10 protein-coding genes are annotated in these 16,534 nt (G+C 73.4%); 4 read left to right on the top strand and 6 right to left on the bottom strand.

All coding sequences use genetic code 11. The annotated features are described in order from the left end of the window. The first annotated feature begins 41 nt into the window (after nucleotides 1-41). From ACFY32_RS29655 to ACFY32_RS29640, 4 genes are read left to right on the top strand one after another with little or no spacing between them, the layout of a single operon-like run. A complete protein-coding gene (locus ACFY32_RS29655; protein WP_390675860.1) occupies nucleotides 42-1,616 on the top strand; it encodes an NAD(P)-binding domain-containing protein in 1,575 nt (524 codons plus the stop codon). Then, nucleotides 1,613-2,683: an alpha-hydroxy acid oxidase gene (locus ACFY32_RS29650; RefSeq protein WP_390675859.1), complete on the top strand. Its 1,071-nt coding sequence runs from the start codon at nucleotides 1,613-1,615 to the stop codon at nucleotides 2,681-2,683. Before ACFY32_RS29655 ends, ACFY32_RS29650 begins: the two co-directional genes overlap by 4 nt. Beyond that, nucleotides 2,677-4,044, top strand: coding sequence for a cytochrome P450 (locus ACFY32_RS29645; protein WP_390675858.1), 1,368 nt, complete (start codon nucleotides 2,677-2,679; stop codon nucleotides 4,042-4,044). Before ACFY32_RS29650 ends, ACFY32_RS29645 begins: the two co-directional genes overlap by 7 nt. Beyond that, entirely contained in the window at nucleotides 4,041-5,318 is a 1,278-nt protein-coding gene (locus ACFY32_RS29640) for a cation:proton antiporter (protein WP_390675857.1), read from the top strand. The genes ACFY32_RS29645 and ACFY32_RS29640 overlap by 4 nt, the downstream gene beginning before the upstream one ends. A 40-nt stretch (nucleotides 5,319-5,358) precedes the next feature. Here the strand turns inward: ACFY32_RS29640 and ACFY32_RS29635 are convergent, their stop codons facing one another. The 6 genes from ACFY32_RS29635 to ACFY32_RS29610 all read right to left on the bottom strand — a co-directional run. Next, nucleotides 5,359-6,810 carry a class I adenylate-forming enzyme family protein gene (locus ACFY32_RS29635; RefSeq protein ID WP_390675856.1) on the bottom strand — a complete coding sequence of 484 codons (1,452 nt, stop codon included), beginning with the start codon at nucleotides 6,808-6,810 and terminating at the stop codon, nucleotides 5,359-5,361. Then, on the bottom strand, nucleotides 6,803-8,347 hold the full coding sequence (locus tag ACFY32_RS29630) for an NAD(P)-binding domain-containing protein (protein WP_390675855.1): 1,545 nt from the start codon (nucleotides 8,345-8,347) through the stop codon (nucleotides 6,803-6,805). Before ACFY32_RS29630 ends, ACFY32_RS29635 begins: the two co-directional genes overlap by 8 nt. 69 nt (nucleotides 8,348-8,416) lie before the next feature. Beyond that, nucleotides 8,417-8,965 carry a hypothetical protein gene (locus tag ACFY32_RS29625; protein ID WP_390675854.1) on the bottom strand — a complete coding sequence of 183 codons (549 nt, stop codon included), beginning with the start codon at nucleotides 8,963-8,965 and terminating at the stop codon, nucleotides 8,417-8,419. A gap of 64 nt (nucleotides 8,966-9,029) precedes the next feature. Next, nucleotides 9,030-9,725, bottom strand: a complete 696-nt coding sequence (locus ACFY32_RS29620; protein ID WP_390675853.1) for a L,D-transpeptidase family protein — start codon at nucleotides 9,723-9,725, stop codon at nucleotides 9,030-9,032. Nucleotides 9,726-9,946: 221 nt separating this feature from the next. Further along, on the bottom strand, nucleotides 9,947-10,705 hold the full coding sequence (locus ACFY32_RS29615; protein WP_390675852.1) for a thioesterase II family protein: 759 nt from the start codon (nucleotides 10,703-10,705) through the stop codon (nucleotides 9,947-9,949). Between the two features lie 121 nt (nucleotides 10,706-10,826). Continuing rightward, nucleotides 10,827-16,534, bottom strand: a 5,708-nt coding sequence (locus ACFY32_RS29610; RefSeq protein ID WP_390675851.1) for a type I polyketide synthase, incomplete at its 5' end; no start/stop codon positions are given.

Below are 16,534 nucleotides of genomic sequence, written 5' to 3'. Positions count from 1 at the left end.
ATCTCAGAGCCCTCTGAGTTGCGGTGGATAGCTTCCGGGCCATGGCGCACGACTACCTGATCATCGGAGCGGGGCCCGCGGGACTGCAACTCGCCGCCGCCCTGGAACGTGACGGTGCCGACTACGTGGTCCTGGAGCGCGGCGGCGTTCCGGGCGCGTTCTTCCAGCGGTTCCCCCGGCACCGCACCCTCATCTCGACCAACAAGGTGCACACCGGATACGACGATCCGGAGCTGCGGCTGCGGATGGACTGGAACTCGCTGCTGAGCGACGACCCGGAGCTGCTGTTCACCCGGTACAGCCGCCGCTACTTCCCGCCGGCCGACATCATGCTCCGCTATCTGTCGGACTTCGCCGCCCGGACCGGGGTGCGCGCCCACTACGACACGGCCGTGGAGCGGGTCTCCCGCGACGCCGACGGCTTCACCGTCACCGCCCGCGACGGCCGGACCTGGCGGGCCCGGCGGGTGGTGGCCGCCACCGGGGTCTTCCTGCCCAACGTCCCGGACATCCCCGGCGCCGAACTGGCCGAACGGTACGACTCCTTCGACCCCGACCCGGAGTCCTTCACCGACCAGCGGGTGCTGATCGTCGGGCGGGGCAACTCCGCGTTCGAGACGGCCGACAGCCTGATGGAGCACGCGGCGGTCATCCACGTCGTCGGCTCCGGGTCGCTGCCGATGGCCTGGCGCACGCACTACGTCGGACATCTGCGGGCGGTCAACAACAACTTCCTCGACAGCTACCAACTGAAGTCGCAGAACGCGCTGCTGGACGGCCGGGTGCTGGAGATCCGCAAGGCCGAGGACGGGTTCCGGCTGCCGGTCGCCTTCGAACGGGCCGACGACGTCGTCAAGGAGATCCGCTACGACCGGGTGATCCTCGCCACCGGCTTCCGCGTCGACACCTCCCCCTTCGACGAGAGCTGCGCGCCGGAGCTGACGGTCGGCGGCCGCTTCCCGGCGCTGACCGCCGTCGGCGAGTCGGTCAACGTGCCCGGTCTGTACTTCGCCGGGACGCTGATGCAGGGCCGGGACTTCAAGAAGGCCACCACCGGCTTCATCCACGGCTTCCGCTACACGGTCCGCGCCCTGCACCGCACCCTGCGGCAGCGCTACGACGGCGAGCCGTGGCCGGTGACCGTGCTGGGCACCGACCCGGAGCGGGCGGTGGAGGCGGTCATCACCCGGGTCAACCGGTCCTCCGCGCTGTGGCAGCAGTTCGGCGTCCTCGGCGACCTGCTGCTGCTCGCCCCGGACGGCACCTGGCGCTACGCCGAGGAGGTCCCGGTCGGCCATGTGCCGGACGCGGTGGCCGCCGGGGAGTTCGGCCGGGCGGCGGGGCACGCGGTGATCACCCTGGAGTACGGGGAGGGCCACGACCGCGTCGACCCCTTCGACGTCACCGCGGGCCGCAAGTCCCAGCAGGACACGGCGGGTCTGGACGGCCGCTATCTGCATCCGGTCGTGCGCTGGTACCGGGGCGGCGCGTTCGTCGCGGAGTACCACCTGGCGGAGAACCTGGAGAACGAGTGGGACAGCGAGTCCTTCCACCGCGCCCCGCTGCGCGCGTTCCTGGCCGCCCACCGCTCCCCCGCCGCACCGGTGACCCCGTGATCCTGCGCGACCTGCACGCGAAGGCGCGGCAGGCACTGGACCCCGTCCACTACGACTACGTGGCGGGCGGGGCCGGCGAGGAACGCGTCCTCGCCGACAACGAGCGGGCCTTCGACCGGTATCTGCTGCTGCCGCGGGTGCTGTGCGGCGGCGAGCGGCGGGACACCGCCGTGGACCTGCCGGGTGCGCCGGGGACGTCCCCGGTGTTCGTGGCGCCGACGGCGTTCCACCGGCTGCTGCACCCCGACGGGGAGGCGGCCACGGCGCGGGCCGCCGCGGCGGAGGGCGCCGTGCTGGTGACCGGGGCCGCCTCGACCACGCCGGTCGCGGAGGTCGTCGCGGCGGCCCGGGGCCGGGACCGGGCGGCGGCCGTCTGGTTCCAGACGTATCCGCACCCGCGCCGGGAGGTCACCCACGCCCTGGTGCGGCGGGCCGAGGAGGCCGGCTGCACGGCGCTGGTGGTCACCGTCGACTCCCCCGTCTTCGGCCGGCACACCCGCGACCTGCGCAACGGCTTCACCGACCTGCCGCCGGGCCACGCCGCGGAGAACATGCGGGACCTGCCCGGCGCCCCGCCCGGCGCGCTCACGGACATCCCGATGTCCCCGGCGGTGTCCTGGGCGGACGTCGACGACCTGGTGCGGCGGAGCACGCTGCCCGTGCTGCTCAAGGGGGTCCTGCACCCGGCGGACGCCCGGCTCGCCGTCGAGCACGGCGTGGCCGGTGTGCTCGTCTCCAATCACGGGGGCCGCCAGTCGGACGCCGTACCGGCGGCCCTGGACTGTCTGCCCGCGGTCGCCGCCGCCGTCGCGGGCCGGGTGCCGGTGCTGCTGGACGGCGGGGTGCGCCGGGGCAGCGACGTGGCCGTGGCCCTGGCGCTCGGCGCGAGCGCCGTCGGCGTGGGACGCCCGGTGGTGTGGGGGCTGGCCGCCGAGGGCGAGCCGGGGGTGCGCCGGGTCCTGGCGGCGCTGCGCGACGAGTACGACCACACCCTCGCGCTGTGCGGAGGCCGCCGGAACACCGATCTGACCGGCGACATGGTCGTCCGCAGGGGCGGTCCGTGGTGAGCGGCCCGGCGGCGCGGGGCTGGTGGCTGCCGCGGACCGTGGTGGCGCTGCGCGGGCGCATCTTCGAGAAGGTCAACGGCGACCGCGCGGTGACCCTGCCGGACGCCACCCACGGACCGGAGGTGTTCGAGCGGGTCTACGCCCACCCGGCGGCGGACGGCCGCAGCGCCGGGGCGGGGCTGTCCGACCTGTTCTGGTACTGGCTCGCGCCGGGCCCGGAGGTGCACCAGGAGCACCTGGAGCCGGGCGAACGGTACGAGGAGGTGGCCGCGACGACGCGCCGCTTCCTGGCCGGCGGGTCGGCGGCGCTCACGGCGGCGGCCACCGGCGCGATCGGCCGCGCCCTGGACGCCGTACCGGATTCCCGGATCACCGCGGTGCGGCTGCGGGACCTGGTGATGCCGGCGTGGGCCGAGTTCGCCTACGAGCTGGTCTTCGAGGAGCCCTGCCCGGCGCACGCCCGGGACCTGATCACCGCGCACGCCGAGGATGTGATCGACGCGCTGAAGTGCACGGGGCTGCGGCATCCGCGGCGCCGGGCGAGGCTGACGGCGTACCTGCGCCGGCGGGTCGCGGCCGGGGACGTGCCGCACCGGCTGCCGGCCTCGCTGTCGCTGCCCGAGCAGGTGCACTACCTCCAGGGCACGTTCTTCAACACGGCCGTGGTGCAGCTCTCGGAGGCGACCGCGCACGTCCTGCTGGCGCTGGCCCGCCACCCCGAGGCGCAGCGCAGGCTGCGGGACGACGCCGGCGACGACCGGTACCTCACCCGCGTCCTGGACGAGACGATGCGGCTCTACCCGCTGTTCGGCATCGCGCACCGCATCACCACCGGGGAGATCCCGCTGGACGAGGAGACGGTGCTGCCGGCCGGTTCGGTGGTGTGCTTCAGCTATCCCGACTACCACGCCACGGGCTACGACCGGCCCGAGGTGTTCGACCCGGACCGGTGGGAGGCGCTGTCCGTACGGGACGCCCACCACATCCCGTTCGGCGTGGCGGCCAACCGGCCGTGCCCGGCGTGGCGGCTGTCGCCGCTGGTGCTGCGGGCCGCGGTCCGCGAGGTGCTGCGCCGCTACCGCCTGGACTCCACCGCCTCGCACACCCGGTCCAACCCGCACCGCGCCCCCTGTCTGCTGATCCCCCGCGGTCTGTCCCCCGGGCCGCGCCTGGCGCTGCTGCGCCGGTTCGTGCGACTGCGCGACGCGGTGGAGGACGTCACCCGCGGGGTGCGGCAACTGGTGCTCGGCACGGTGATGGTGCTGCACGCCCGGCACCTGCGCCTGGCGACCCGTTATTTCGAGGAGCATCCCCCGGCCGGGCGCTGCCCGGCCGCCCACCCGGAAGGAAAAGGCAGATGAGCGCCACGGATCTGGCCCCCGCGTTCTTCCTCGCCGTCGTGGTCATCCTGGTCGTGTGCCGGGTGGTGAGCCGGCTGCTGGCCCTGGTCGGGCAGCCGCCCGTGGTCGGCGAGATGCTGGCCGGAGTGGTCCTGGGCCCCTCGGTGCTGGGCGCGCTGCTGCCCGGCGTGGAGTCCGGGCTCTTCCCGCAGGACCTGCGGCCGGTGCTGTACGTGGTGGGGCAGATCGGCCTCGTCGCGTTCATGTTCCACGTCGGCTGGGACTTCCGGGTCGACCGGCTGCGCGGGGTGGCCCGCCCGGCCGGGCTGGTCTCGGCCGCCGGGGTGCTGGTGCCGGTGGCGCTCGGCGTGCTGCTGATCGTGGCCGTCGGCGAGCGGACCGGCGCCATGGCCCCGGACGTCTCCCTGACCGTGTCGGCGCTGTTCGTGGGCGTCGCCCTGGCGGTGACCGCGTTCCCGATGCTGGCCCGGATCATCGCGGAGCGGAACCTGGCGGGCACCCGGCACGGTTCGCTGTCGCTCGGGGCCGGCGCCGTCGACGACGCGGTGGCCTGGGTGCTGCTCGCCGGGGTGTTCAGCATCGCGGGCGGCAGCGCCGGGCTGGTGTCGCTGGCGGTCGGCGGCGGCTTCGGTCTCCTCGCGATCCTGGCGGTGGTGGCCAAGCTGCGCGGACGCACGGTGCTGGCCGCCGAACGGGCCACGCCGGAGAGCCTGCTGCTGGTGCTGGTCGGCGTGCTGTTCCTGGTGGCCTGGTACGCGGACGAGATCGGCCTGTACGCGGTGTTCGGCGCGTTCAGCCTGGGTCTGGTCTTCCCGCGCTCACGGCAACTGGACCGCAGCGTCGAGACGCTGGAGCCGGTGGGGCGGCTGTTCCTGCCGCTGTTCTTCACCTACTCGGGGCTGAACACCGACTTCACGCTGCTGGGCTCGGGGCCGGTGCTGCTGTTCACCGGCGGGTGCGTCCTGGTCGCCATCGCCGGGAAGTTCGGTGCCTGCTGGCTGGCGGCCCGGATCGCGGGCGAGCCGAACCGGGTGGCGCTGCGGGTCGGGGCGCTGATGAACGCGCGGGGCCTGATGCAGCTCATCGCGCTGAACCTGGGGCTGGCGGCGGGCATCGTGACGCAGGCGATGTTCAGCGCGCTGGTCGTGGTCGCCATCGTCACCACCGTCATGGCGACGCCGCTGCTGACGTGGATCGACCATCGGGAGCGGCCCCGCGGCGAGCGGGACGACCGCCCGGACCCGGCGCCCGTCGTGGCGGCGGAGAGCCACTGAGAAAAGGCCCGGCCCCCTCGGGGCCGGGCCTTTCTCCAGGTCAGCTCCGCTCGGCCAGGCGCCGTCGGTCGGGTTTCCCGGCGGGGGTGAGCGGTACCTCGTCGATCAGGGTGAGCCGGGCCGGGGCGCACGCCTCGCCGAGCTGCTCGCTCACCAGGGCGCGCAGCTCGGCGAGGGCGGGGGCCCGGCCGGCGGCGGGTACCACGAAGGCGTGCACGGCCTCCCCGGTGCTGTCGTCGGGGACGGCGGTGACGTACGCCTCGGCCACCGCCGGGTGGGTGCCGAGCAGCCGTTCGACGGGCCCGGTGTAGTACACGTTGGCGTTGACGATGACCACGTCACGGGTGCGTCCGGTGAGCCAGAGCCGGCCCGTGCCGTCGAGATGTCCGAGGTCGCGGGTGCGGACCCAGCCGTCTGGGGTGAACACCTCGGCGGTGCGGGCGGGTTCGCGCCAGTAGCCGCGGCTCTGCGACGGTGTGCGGACGTACAGTTCGCCGTCGGTGCCGGGCGGGACGGGCCGGCCCTCGGGGTCGCGCACCTCCAGCTCGACGGGCGGCACGCCCAGGGAGCCGGGTTCGTCGGCGGGGGTGGCCATGGAGATCATGCCGGTCTCGGTCTGGCCGTAGCCGTGGAAGACCACCGGTCCCAGCACCTCGGCGGCCTCCCGCAGCCGCGCCGGTCCCGGCGGGGACCCGGAGACCATCAGGGCGCGCAGCGAGCCGAGGTCCACGGGGGACCGGCGCTGGGCCGCCACGAGCGCGGTCAGCCGGGCGACGGTGATGACGCTCGCGGTCGCCCGGTGCCGTACGAAGGCGTCCGGGAAGACGGGCGGGTCGGCGGTGACCAGGGTGCCGCCGGCGGCGAGGGTGAGCAGCCCGTACTCCATCATCACCTGGCTGGCGAGGGTGCCGAAGACCAGGAACCGGTCCAGGCGGCCGGCCAGTTCGCGGACGGCGGGCGGCCAGGCGTCCGGCCGGAGCGCCCAGGCCGCGGTCATCGCCGCGTAGGTCTGGGCGCACGCCTTGGGCAGGCCGGTGCTGCCGCTGGTGTGGATGAGCCGGGCGACGTCCCCGGGCCGGGCCGTGACCCGGGGGCGTACGCCGTCGTCGGGGTCCGACAGCAGGTCGGCGAGGCGCAGGACGGTCCCGGGCGGGCTGCCGGGGTCGTCGTCCGTGCGGTCGGTGACGCGGTGGGTGACGTCGGTGAGGAGGTGGGCCTGCTGCCGTTCGGTCAGCCCCGGCCGTACGCCGACGACGCGGGCGCCCACGGTGTGGGCCGCGACGACCGCGGCGAACGCCTCGGGGCTCACGCCCAGCAGCAGGGCGACGCCGTCGCCGGGGCGGACGCCGCGCCGCCGCAGGCCGTGCGTGACCCGCCGTACGTCCGCGAGGAGCGCGGCGCCGGTGACCTTCCTGCCGAGGTGCTCGAAGACCACGCGGTCGCCCGCCGCGCCGAGCAGGTCCAGGAGGGCTCCGGGAAACGGCTCAGTCAAGGCACTCCTTCACGAACGAGGCGAGCGGCTGCCGGTGGACGGCCGGGATGTCCCAGTCGTTCTCCAGGTTCTCCGCCAGGTGGTGGGTGCCGTCGAGGACGCCGTCGCGGTAGTGGCGGACCACGGGGTGCAGGTAGACGGAGTCGCTGGCGTGCTCGGCGTCGTTCTCCACCACCCGGGGGACGCTGACGTCGAACGGGTCGACGTGGTCGTGTCCGGGCCCGTACTCCAGGTCGACGACGAACCGGTGCTCGGCGGGGCCGAGTCCGCCGCCGGCGACCAGGTCGAGCGGGACCTCCTCCTGGTACACGGCCCGGTCCCCGGCCACGCCGACCACGTCGCCGAGGAACCCGAACTGCTGCCACAGCCCGGAGGAGCGGTTGACCCGCTCGACGACGGCGTCCGCGATCGCCTCCGGTGCGGCGGGCAGCGGCCGGGCGGGCCAGGGGATGTCGTGGTACCGGGCGTCGAGGACGCGGTGCAGGGCCCGTACGCCGTAGCGGAAGCCGTGGATGAAGCCGTTGGTGGACTTCTTGAAGTCCCGCTGCTGGGTGAGGGTGCCCGCGAAGTAGAGGTCCGGGACGTTCACCGACTCGTAGGCGGCGGTCTGTTCGGGGAACCGGTCGTCGATGACGAGCGCGGGGCGGCAGGTGTCGTCGAAGGCGCTCGCGTCGAAGCGGAAGCCGGCGGCCAGGATGATCCGGTCGTAGTGCAGTTCGCGCAGCTTCTCCGTGGTGCGGGCGTAGCGGAACAGCACCCGGTATCCGCCGCCGGGGGCCTTCTCGACGCTCTCCACGGTGCCGTCCAGGACGGCGTTCTGCGATTTGAGCTGGTAGCTGTCGAGGAAGTTGTTGTTGACCGCCCGCAGATGGCCGACGAAGTGGGTCTGCCAGGCCATCTTCAGCGAGTGCGGGCCCGCCACGTGGATGACGGCGGCCTTCGCCATCAGGGATTCGGCGGTCTCGAACGCCGAGTTGCCCTTGCCGACGACCAGCACCCGCTGGTCGGTGAAGGAGGCCGGGTCGGTGTCGAAGTCGTCGTAGCGTTCGGCCAGTCGGATGCCGGGGATCGGCGGGACGTTGAGCCGGGAGACGCCGGTGGCCACGATCAGCCGGCGGGTCCGCCAGGTCCGGCCGTCGGCGGCCTCGACGGTGAAGACGCCGTGCGGGCGGGAGACGCGGACGACCTCCGTGCCGTACTCGGCGCGGACGCCGGTGCGTTCGGCGTAGTCGGTGAGATAGCGCACCAGGTCGTCGGCGCGGGGGAAGTAGTCGTCGGTGTACCGGGTGAACAGCAGTTCCGGGTCGTCGGCGAGCAGCGAGTTCCAGTCCATGCGCAGGCGCAGTTCCGGGTCGTCGTACCCGGTGTGCACCTTGTTGATGGAGATGAGCTGCCGATGCCGGGGGAAGCGGGTGAAGAAGGTCCCCGGGCCGCTGCCCCGTTCCAGGACGACGTAGTCACGTCCGTCGCGTTCGAGTGCCGCGGCGAGCTGCAGTCCGGCCGGTCCGGCCCCGATGATCAGGTAATCGCGCACCATGCACGGGACGCTAGCCGCGCCACCTCAGAAGGCTCTGAGATTGGCGGCCCCGGCCCCGGCCCCGGCCGGTCACCAGTCGAAGGCGGCCCGCCGGTCGACGGCGCAGCGCTCGGGCTTCTCCACGCTGTTCGCGCCGGTGACGAACGTGCGCTGGGTCACCGTGCTGTGCGCCGGGACCCGAACCTGCGCCATGATGACCGTGTCCCTGACGGTGGAGCCGGTGCGGGACCTGAAGTTGATCCGCGCGGTGAAGACGCCCTCGCGTCCGTTCGGATTGCGTACCCCGACGGTGGCGTACGGGTCGTCCATGGTCGCGCAGCGCACGAGCACGGCGGTGCCGTCCTTCCTCCGCACGGAGGGGGACGCCGTGGGGGTGGGCGAACGGCGGGCGGGTCCGGTGCTGGTGCTGGTGCTGGTGCTGGTGCTGGTGCTGGTGCCCGAGCTTGCGGGACTTCCCGACGGCTCGCCGTCGCGCACGGCCGGTGCCGAGGAGCCGTCGTGGTCCTGGCGGGAGGCGCCGCAGCCGCTCCCGCCACCGCCGGTCGTGAAGCCGGTCAGAGCCAGCGCGGTCACCGCCGACACCGCCGCGAACCTGAACGTCCGCTTCCACATGTACATGCCGTCACTTTAACCAGGGCGGTTGCGCCCGCTCGCACCGGTAGCGAGCGGGCGCCCGGCCCGGTCAGGTGCCCGGCTTGCGGCCGTACACGTACACGTCGTCGCCCGTCTTCAGCAGCGACCAGTACTTCTTCGCCGCGGTCTTGGTCATGTTGACGCAGCCGTGCGAGCCCGGCGGGTTCCACATGCTGACGCCGACCGAGTGGAACGCCTGCCCGCCGTCGAAGAACTGGCTGTAGGGCATCGGCACGTCGTAGATGGTCGAGTGGTGGTCGATGTGCCGCCAGTAGATCTTCTTCAGGCCGGTGCGGGTCTCGTAGCCGTCGCGGCCGGTGCGCACCGGCACCGGGCCGTACACGAGGTCCTTGCCGTCCTGGACCCAGCTCAACTGGAGGGTCAGGTTCACGCAGGCTATACGGCCCTTGTTCGTCGGGCACTTGCCCGACTTGTTCGGTTTCTTGCCGACGGCCTTCTGCTTCTGCATCAGGTCCATCACGCCCCAGGTGACGGGGCCCGCGTAGCCGTAGTTGGGCTGGATGCCGTGCTTGGTCTGGAAGGCGCGGATCGCCTTGCAGTCGGCGGCGGACTGCTTGCCGTCCACCGGACGGCCGAGGAACTTCTCGACCTTCTTCTGGTACGGGCCGGTCTGCGTGGTGCAGCTCGCCGCCTGGGCCGGCGCGGCGCCGAGCGCCAGCGTGAGCGGTGCCATCAGTGCGGTGACCCCGAGTACGACGGCACCCCTTCTGCCTGTGTCTCCCATGGCCGGTCAACCCCTCCCTCTGAGACTGTCGAAGCGGGCGGAGGACCGCCCCTGGTGAAACTCCCGCCTGTCAGACCATCGTCCCGCACCTTCGGTTGCCCCGGCCCCGCATCACGACGAAACAGTGACAATCACTGTCGCCGCCCCGCCCCGCCGGGCGGCCGGCGCCGGCGGGGGGGCGGACGGGAAGACCGTCCGCCCCCCGCTCATTCTCGCCGCGCCTATACGACGGCCACGGCGTCGCGCAGCGCCTCCCGTATCACCTCGATGACCTCGGCCGCACGCGAGCTGAGGTAGAAGTGGCCCCCGGCGAAGACCTGGAGGTGGAACCCGGCTGTGGTGTGGGCCCGCCACGCCTGTGCCTCCTCGACCGTCGACTTCGGGTCCGCGTCGCCCACCAGGGCGGTGATCGGGCAGTCGACGGTCGCCTCCACGGGACCGTACGTCTCGATGGCCCGGTAGTCGCTGCGGATGGCGGGGAGCACCATCCGCAGCAGTTCCTCGTCGCCGAGCACCTGGGCGTCCGTGCCGCTCAGGGCCTTGAGTTCGGCCACGAGCCCGTCGTCGTCCCGCTGGTGCACGGTCTCGACGCGCCGCGTCGACGGGGCGCGCCTGCCGGAGGCGAACAGCAGCGCGGGCGTGTGACCACTGCGTTGCAGCCGGCGCGCGACCTCGAACGCGATGATCGCGCCCATGCTGTGCCCGAAGAACACCACGGGCCGGTCGAACAGCGGCGCCAGCTCGGGCGCGATCCGGTCGGCGAGCGCGCCGATGTCGTCCACGTTGGGTTCGGCGCGCCGGTCCTGACGGCCGGGGTACTGGAGGGCCGTCACGTCGCAGTCGCTCGCGAGCGCGGCCGAGACGGGGAAGTAGAAGCTCGCCGATCCGCCCGCGTGCGGGAAGCACACCAGCCGGGCCGGGGCGTCGGGGGCGGGGTGGAACCGGCGGAGCCAGAGGTTGCTGCCGTCGGCAACTGTCATGGTCGTCGTCCGTTCTGCTGTGGTGGTGTCGTCGTACTTGTACTTGTACTTGTGCTCGTGCTTGTACTTGTACTTGTGCTCGTGCTTGTACTTGTGCTCGTGCTCGGGATGAGCGGTCGTCTCAGTCGGCGTCGCGGTCGGCGGTCAGCCAGGCCCGCACGGCGAGTGCCGTGGACTCGGAGTGCTGCTCCATGATCGTGAAGTGGTCACCGGGCACGTCGGTCTCCTCGTGCGGGAACGGCCACTGCGGCTGCCAGTGGTCCTCGGTCTCCAGGGCCGCCGACTCCCCGGGCGGGAAGGTGGCGTGCACGAACAGTGTGGGCGTCTCGACCGGTTCGGGCTCCCAGTCGCCGAACACGCGCAGATAGCCGCCCTGTCCGGTCAGTTGCGCCCCGGTCATCAGCTCGAACGCCTGGTCGGTGGCGGCGCGTTCCCGCAGTGCCGTCTCCAGCCGGTTCTCGAACGAGTTCGTCGCGATGTAGGTGTCCAGCAGTACGACCGCCGCGGGTGCGCCGCCCTGCTGTTCGAGGAGTGCGGCGACGGCGTTGACCATCCATCCGCCCGACGAGTAGCCGACGAGCACGTACGGCCGGTCGCCCGCCTGCCTCCGGACGGCCTCGGCCTGGTAGCGGACGATCGCCTCCCTGGTCGCGGGCAGTGCCTCGCCGGCCGCGAAGCCGGGGTGGGGCAGCACGGTGACGTCCCGCTCGCCGGCGAACACGGGGGCGAACCGGGCGAAGTAGTGCGGGCCGGAGGGCGCCATCGTCGGCGGGAAGCACAGCAGCGGGACCCCCGGTCCGGTCGCCAGGGTGACCGGCGGCAGCGGCTCCGCCTGGTCCGGCGTCTCGAACACCGGGCGGACCAGCGAGGCGGCGTTCACCATGTGCCACCCCTCCTCGTACAGACCGAGGTCGCATGCCTGCCGGTACAGGCCGGTGAGGGTGTCCTCGGCCGCCAGGGCGGCCGTGCGGTCGGGGGCGCCGCCGCCGGTCCCGGAGGCGAGTTCGCGCCGCAGGTGCGCGGCGAGCGCCGGGCCGGTCGGCTGGTCGAACACGACGGTGGTGGGCAGCTTCAGCCCGGTCGCGCCCGCGAGCCGGTTGCGCAGTTCCAGCGCGGTCAGGGAGTCGAGGCCGAGCTGGGCCAGGGAGCCGGTGACGTCGAGTCCGTCCGCCGCGTAACCGAGCACGGCCGCCGTCTGGTCGCGGACCAGCCGCAGCAGTTCCCGGTCCTGCTCCTCCTGCGTCAGCCCGGCCAGCTTCCGCGCCAGTTGCTCCTCGCCGGCGTGGCCGGCCGCCCTGGTGGCCCGCCGGCGCGCGAAGCCGCGCAACAGCGGGGGCACCTCGTCGGGCGCGGCACCGCGCAGGGCCCCGACGTCGAGCCGCATCGGCAGCACGACCGCGTCGCCCGCCGCGCATCCGAGGTCGAACAGGGCGAGGCCCTCCTCCGCGGTGAGGCCCGCGACACCGGAGCGGGACATCCGTGCCAGGTCGGCGCCCGCGAGTCCGTCGGTCATCGCGCCGGTCGACTCCCACAGGCCCCAGGCCAGTGACGTGGCGGGCAGCCCGGCCGCCCGGCGGTGCTGGGCGAGCGCGTCCAGGAACGCGTTGGCCGCCGCGTAGTTGCCCTGTCCGGGACCGCCGAGGGTGCCCGCCACCGAGGAGAACAGCACGAACGCCGTCAGGTCCAGGCCGCGGGTCAGCTCGTGCAGGTTCCAGGCCGCGTCCACCTTCGGCCGGAACACCGTGTCGATGCGCTCCGGGGTCAGTGAGCCGATGACGCCGTCGTCCAGCACGCCCGCCGAGTGCACCACGCCGGTCAGTGGATGGTCGGGGTCCACCGCGGCCAGCAGGTCGGCCAGCGCACCGGGGTCGGTGACGTCGCAGGCGGCGAGCGTGACCCGCGCGCCGAGGCCGGTGAGTTCCGCGCGGAGGGCGTCGGCGCCGGGCGCGTCCGCCCCCCGGCGACTGGCCAGCACCAGGTGCCGGACGTCGTGCCCGGTCACCAGGTGCCGGGCGACGAGCCCGCCGATCATGCCGGTGGCGCCGGTCACCAGAACGGTGCCGCCGGGCGCGAACGCGAGCGGGACCTCCTCGGCCGACGGCCGCGACGGGGTGATGCGCGGCACCAGCGGGTCACCGGCACGCACCGCCAGTTGCGGCTCGGAACCGGCGAGGACGGCGGGCAGCGCCGCCCAGGACGCGTCGTGCCCGTCCACGTCGACCAGCAGGAACCGGCCGGGGTTCTCGGACTGCGCCGACCGGATCAGGCCCCACACCGTCGCGTCGGCGATGTCGGACGCGTCCTCGTCCGGGCGGGTCGCGACGGCGCCCCGGGTCACGAAGACGAGGCGGGAGTCGAGGAACCGCTCGTCGGCCAGCCACTCCTGGGCGAGCCGCAGCGCGCGGCGGGCGGCGGTACGGGCGGCGGAGACCGGCTCCGCGCCGTCCTCGGCGCACGAGACGACGACGAGTTCCGGCACTCCCGCCTCGGCGAGGGCCGCGAAGTCCCGGTGCTCCCCGACGACGACACCGGCCGCGGCGAGGCCCGCACCGGCCTTCAGCTCGTCCGGGCCGACGACGGCCAAGTCGCGCACGGCGGCGTCCGCGGAGGCCGGCGCGGCCACCCACTCCAGCCCGAACAGCGATTCGCGGTGCCGCGCACCCCACTGCTCCGCGGCGATCGGCCGCAGCACCAGCGACCCGACCGACGCCAGCGGATCGCCCTGTACGTCGGCCAGTTCCAGGGTGACGGCATCGGTTCCGGCCGGGGTGATCCGCACCCGCGCCGCGGTCGCGCCGGTCGCGTGCCACCGGATGCCGCTCCAGGAGAACGGCAGCCGGGGGCGGCCGGCGTCCTCAAGGAGGCCACCGAGCATGCAGGCGTGCAACGCGGCGTCCAGCAGCGCCGGATGCAGGCCGAACGACGCGGCATCCTGGTGCTGGGCCTCGTCCAGCTCGACATCGGCGTAGACGGCGCCCTCGGCACGCCACGCCGCCCGCAGGCCCTGGAAGACGGGTCCGTACGCGAACCCGTTCTCCTCCAGCGCGTCGTACAGTCCGTCGACGCCGACGGGTTCCGCTCCGGCGGGCGGCCACTGCGTGATCGCGGGCGGAGCGTCCGGGGTTCCGGTGGTGAGGAAGCCGGTCGCGTGCCGGGTCCAGTCGGTGGCGGCCGGATCGTCCGGGCAGGAGTCGATGCTCAGCGTGCGGCGGCCGGAGCCGTCGTCGCCGCCGACCGTCACCCGCAGCCGCACCCCGCCGCGCTCGGGCAGCACCAGGGGCGCGGCGAGCGTCAGCTCGTCCACCTCGTCGAGGCCGAGCCGGCCGCCCGCGGCGAGCGCGAGTTCCGCGAACGCCGTCCCGGGCAGCAGGGTCGTCTGCGCGACGGCGTGGTCGGCGAGCCACGGGTGGGTGTCCGTACCGAGCCTGCCGGTGCAGACCAGGCCCTGACCGTCGGCGAGATCCACGGCGGCACCGAGCAACGGGTGGCCCGCGCCCGCCAGGCCGAGCCCGCCGGCCGCTTCGTCGAAGCTCACGTCACGGGGAGCGTCCAGCCAGTAGCGCTGGTGCTGGAAGGCGTACGTGGGCAGGTCCACCCGCCGGGCGCCGCTGCCCGCGAAGAACGCCTCCCAGTCCACCCGGACACCGCGTACGTGCAGATGACCCACGGCCAGGGTGGCGGCGGCCGACTCCGGCCGGTCCCCGCGCAGCACCGGCACGAAGGCGGCCTCGGAGGCCGACTCCTGGCCCAGCGCGGACAGCGTGCCGCCCGGACCGACCTCGACGAACGTGCTCACGCCCTCGGCCGTGAGCGTGTGGACGGCGTCGGCGAAACGGACCGCCTCGCGTACGTGCCGTACCCAGTACTCCGGGGAGGTCAGCTCCTCGGCCGTGGCCCGGACGCCCGTGAGCGTCGACACGATCGGCACCGAAGGCGCCTCGTAGGACACGTCCTCCAGCACCGCGCGGAAGTCGTCCAGCATCGGGTCCATCAGAGGTGAGTGGAACGCGTGGCTGACCTTGAGACGGGTCACCTTGCGGCCCGCCTCGCGCCAGCGTTCCGCGACCGCCTCCACATCGGCCTCGACACCCGAGATCACCACCGACGACGGACCGTTGACCGCCGCGATGCCCACGGTGTCCGGCAGCTCCGGTGCGACCTCGGCCTCCGACGCCCGGATGGCGACCATCGCGCCGCCGGTCGGCAGCGCCTGCATCAGCGTGCCGCGAGCGGCGACCACCTTCGCGGCATCGGCCAGCGACCACACGCCCGCCACATGGGCGGCGGCCAGCTCGCCGATCGAGTGCCCGGCCAGTACGTCGGGACGGATACCCCACGACTCAAGGAGACGGAACAGCGCCACCTCCACCGCGAACAGCGCCGGCTGCGTCACCCCCGTCTCGTTCAACGCGTCGGCGTCCTCACCGAACAGCGCCTCGCGCACCTTCGGATCGAACGCGGCCAGCACCTCGTCCAGGGCCTCGGCGAACACCGGGTGGCGGGCGGCCAGTTCACGGCCCATGCCCAGCCGCTGCGAGCCCTGGCCCGAGAACAGGAAGCCCACGCCGCCCGTGGCGACGGTACCTGCGAGGAGGCCGGCGGAGGGACGTCCCTCGGCCAGCGCGGTCAGCCCTTCCAGCAGTTCCGCGCGGTTCTGGCCGACTACCACCGCCCGGTGGGCGAACGCCGACCGGGTCGTCGCCAGCGAGTAGCCGGTGTCGACGGGAGTGTGCTCGTCCACGACCGACATCAGACGCTCGGCCTGGCCGCGCAGGGCACCCTCGTCGCGTGCCGACAGCACCCAGGGCACCGGACCCTCGTGTACCGGCTCCGGGGTCTCCTCCCGCTCCGTCACGGGGGCCTGCTCGATGACGATGTGCGCGTTCGTCCCGCTGACGCCGAACGACGACACACCGGCCCGCCACGGCCGGTCCACCGTGGGCCAGGCACGCTGTTCGGTCAGCAGCTCCACCGCGCCGGCCGACCAGTCCACGTGCGACGAAGGGCTGTCCACATGCAGGGTCTTCGGCAGTACGCCCTGCCGCATCGCCATGACCATCTTGATGACACCGGCCACACCGGCGGCGGCCTGCGTGTGCCCGATGTTGGACTTCAGTGATCCGAGCCACAGGGGTTCCCCGGCCCGGTCCCGGCCGTAGGTGGCGAGGAGCGCTTGTGCCTCGATGGGGTCGCCGAGTGTGGTGCCGGTGCCGTGTGCTTCGACCGCGTCCACCTCGGACGGGGCCAGCCCCGCGCTGGCGAGCGCCTGGCGGATGACCCGCTGCTGCGACGGACCGTTCGGCGCGGTCAGACCGTTGGACGCGCCGTCCTGGTTGACGGCCGAACCCCGCATCACCGCCAGCACCCGGTGACCATTGCGACGGGCGTCCGACAGCCTCTCCAGCACCAGCATGCCCACACCCTCACCCCAGCCCGTACCATCCGCGCTGTCCGAGAACGCCTTGCACCGGCCATCAGGAGCCAAACCCCGCTGACGGCTGAACTCCACGAACGCCGCCGGACTGGACATCACCGTCACACCACCCGCCAACGCCAGCTCACACTCCCCCGACCGCAACGCCTGCGCCGCCAGATGCATCGCCACCAACGACGACGAACACGCCGTGTCCACCGTCACCGCCGGACCCTCCAGCCCCAGCACATACGACACCCGGCCAGAAGCCACACTCCCCGAACTGCCGAACCCCAACTGCCCCTCAAACCCCTCCGGAGCCCGCCGCAACCGCGAGGCGTAATCGTTGTACATCACCCCCGCGAACACCCCCGTCGCACTCCCCCGCAACGACCGCGGATCGATCCCCGCCCGCT

The organism is Streptomyces sp. NPDC000134, assembly GCF_042899225.1.
Classification (GTDB): Bacteria; Actinomycetota; Actinomycetes; order Streptomycetales; family Streptomycetaceae; genus Streptomyces.
Note: the sequence above shows the minus strand (reverse complement) of the source record. Positions and strands in the feature narration are given on the sequence as shown.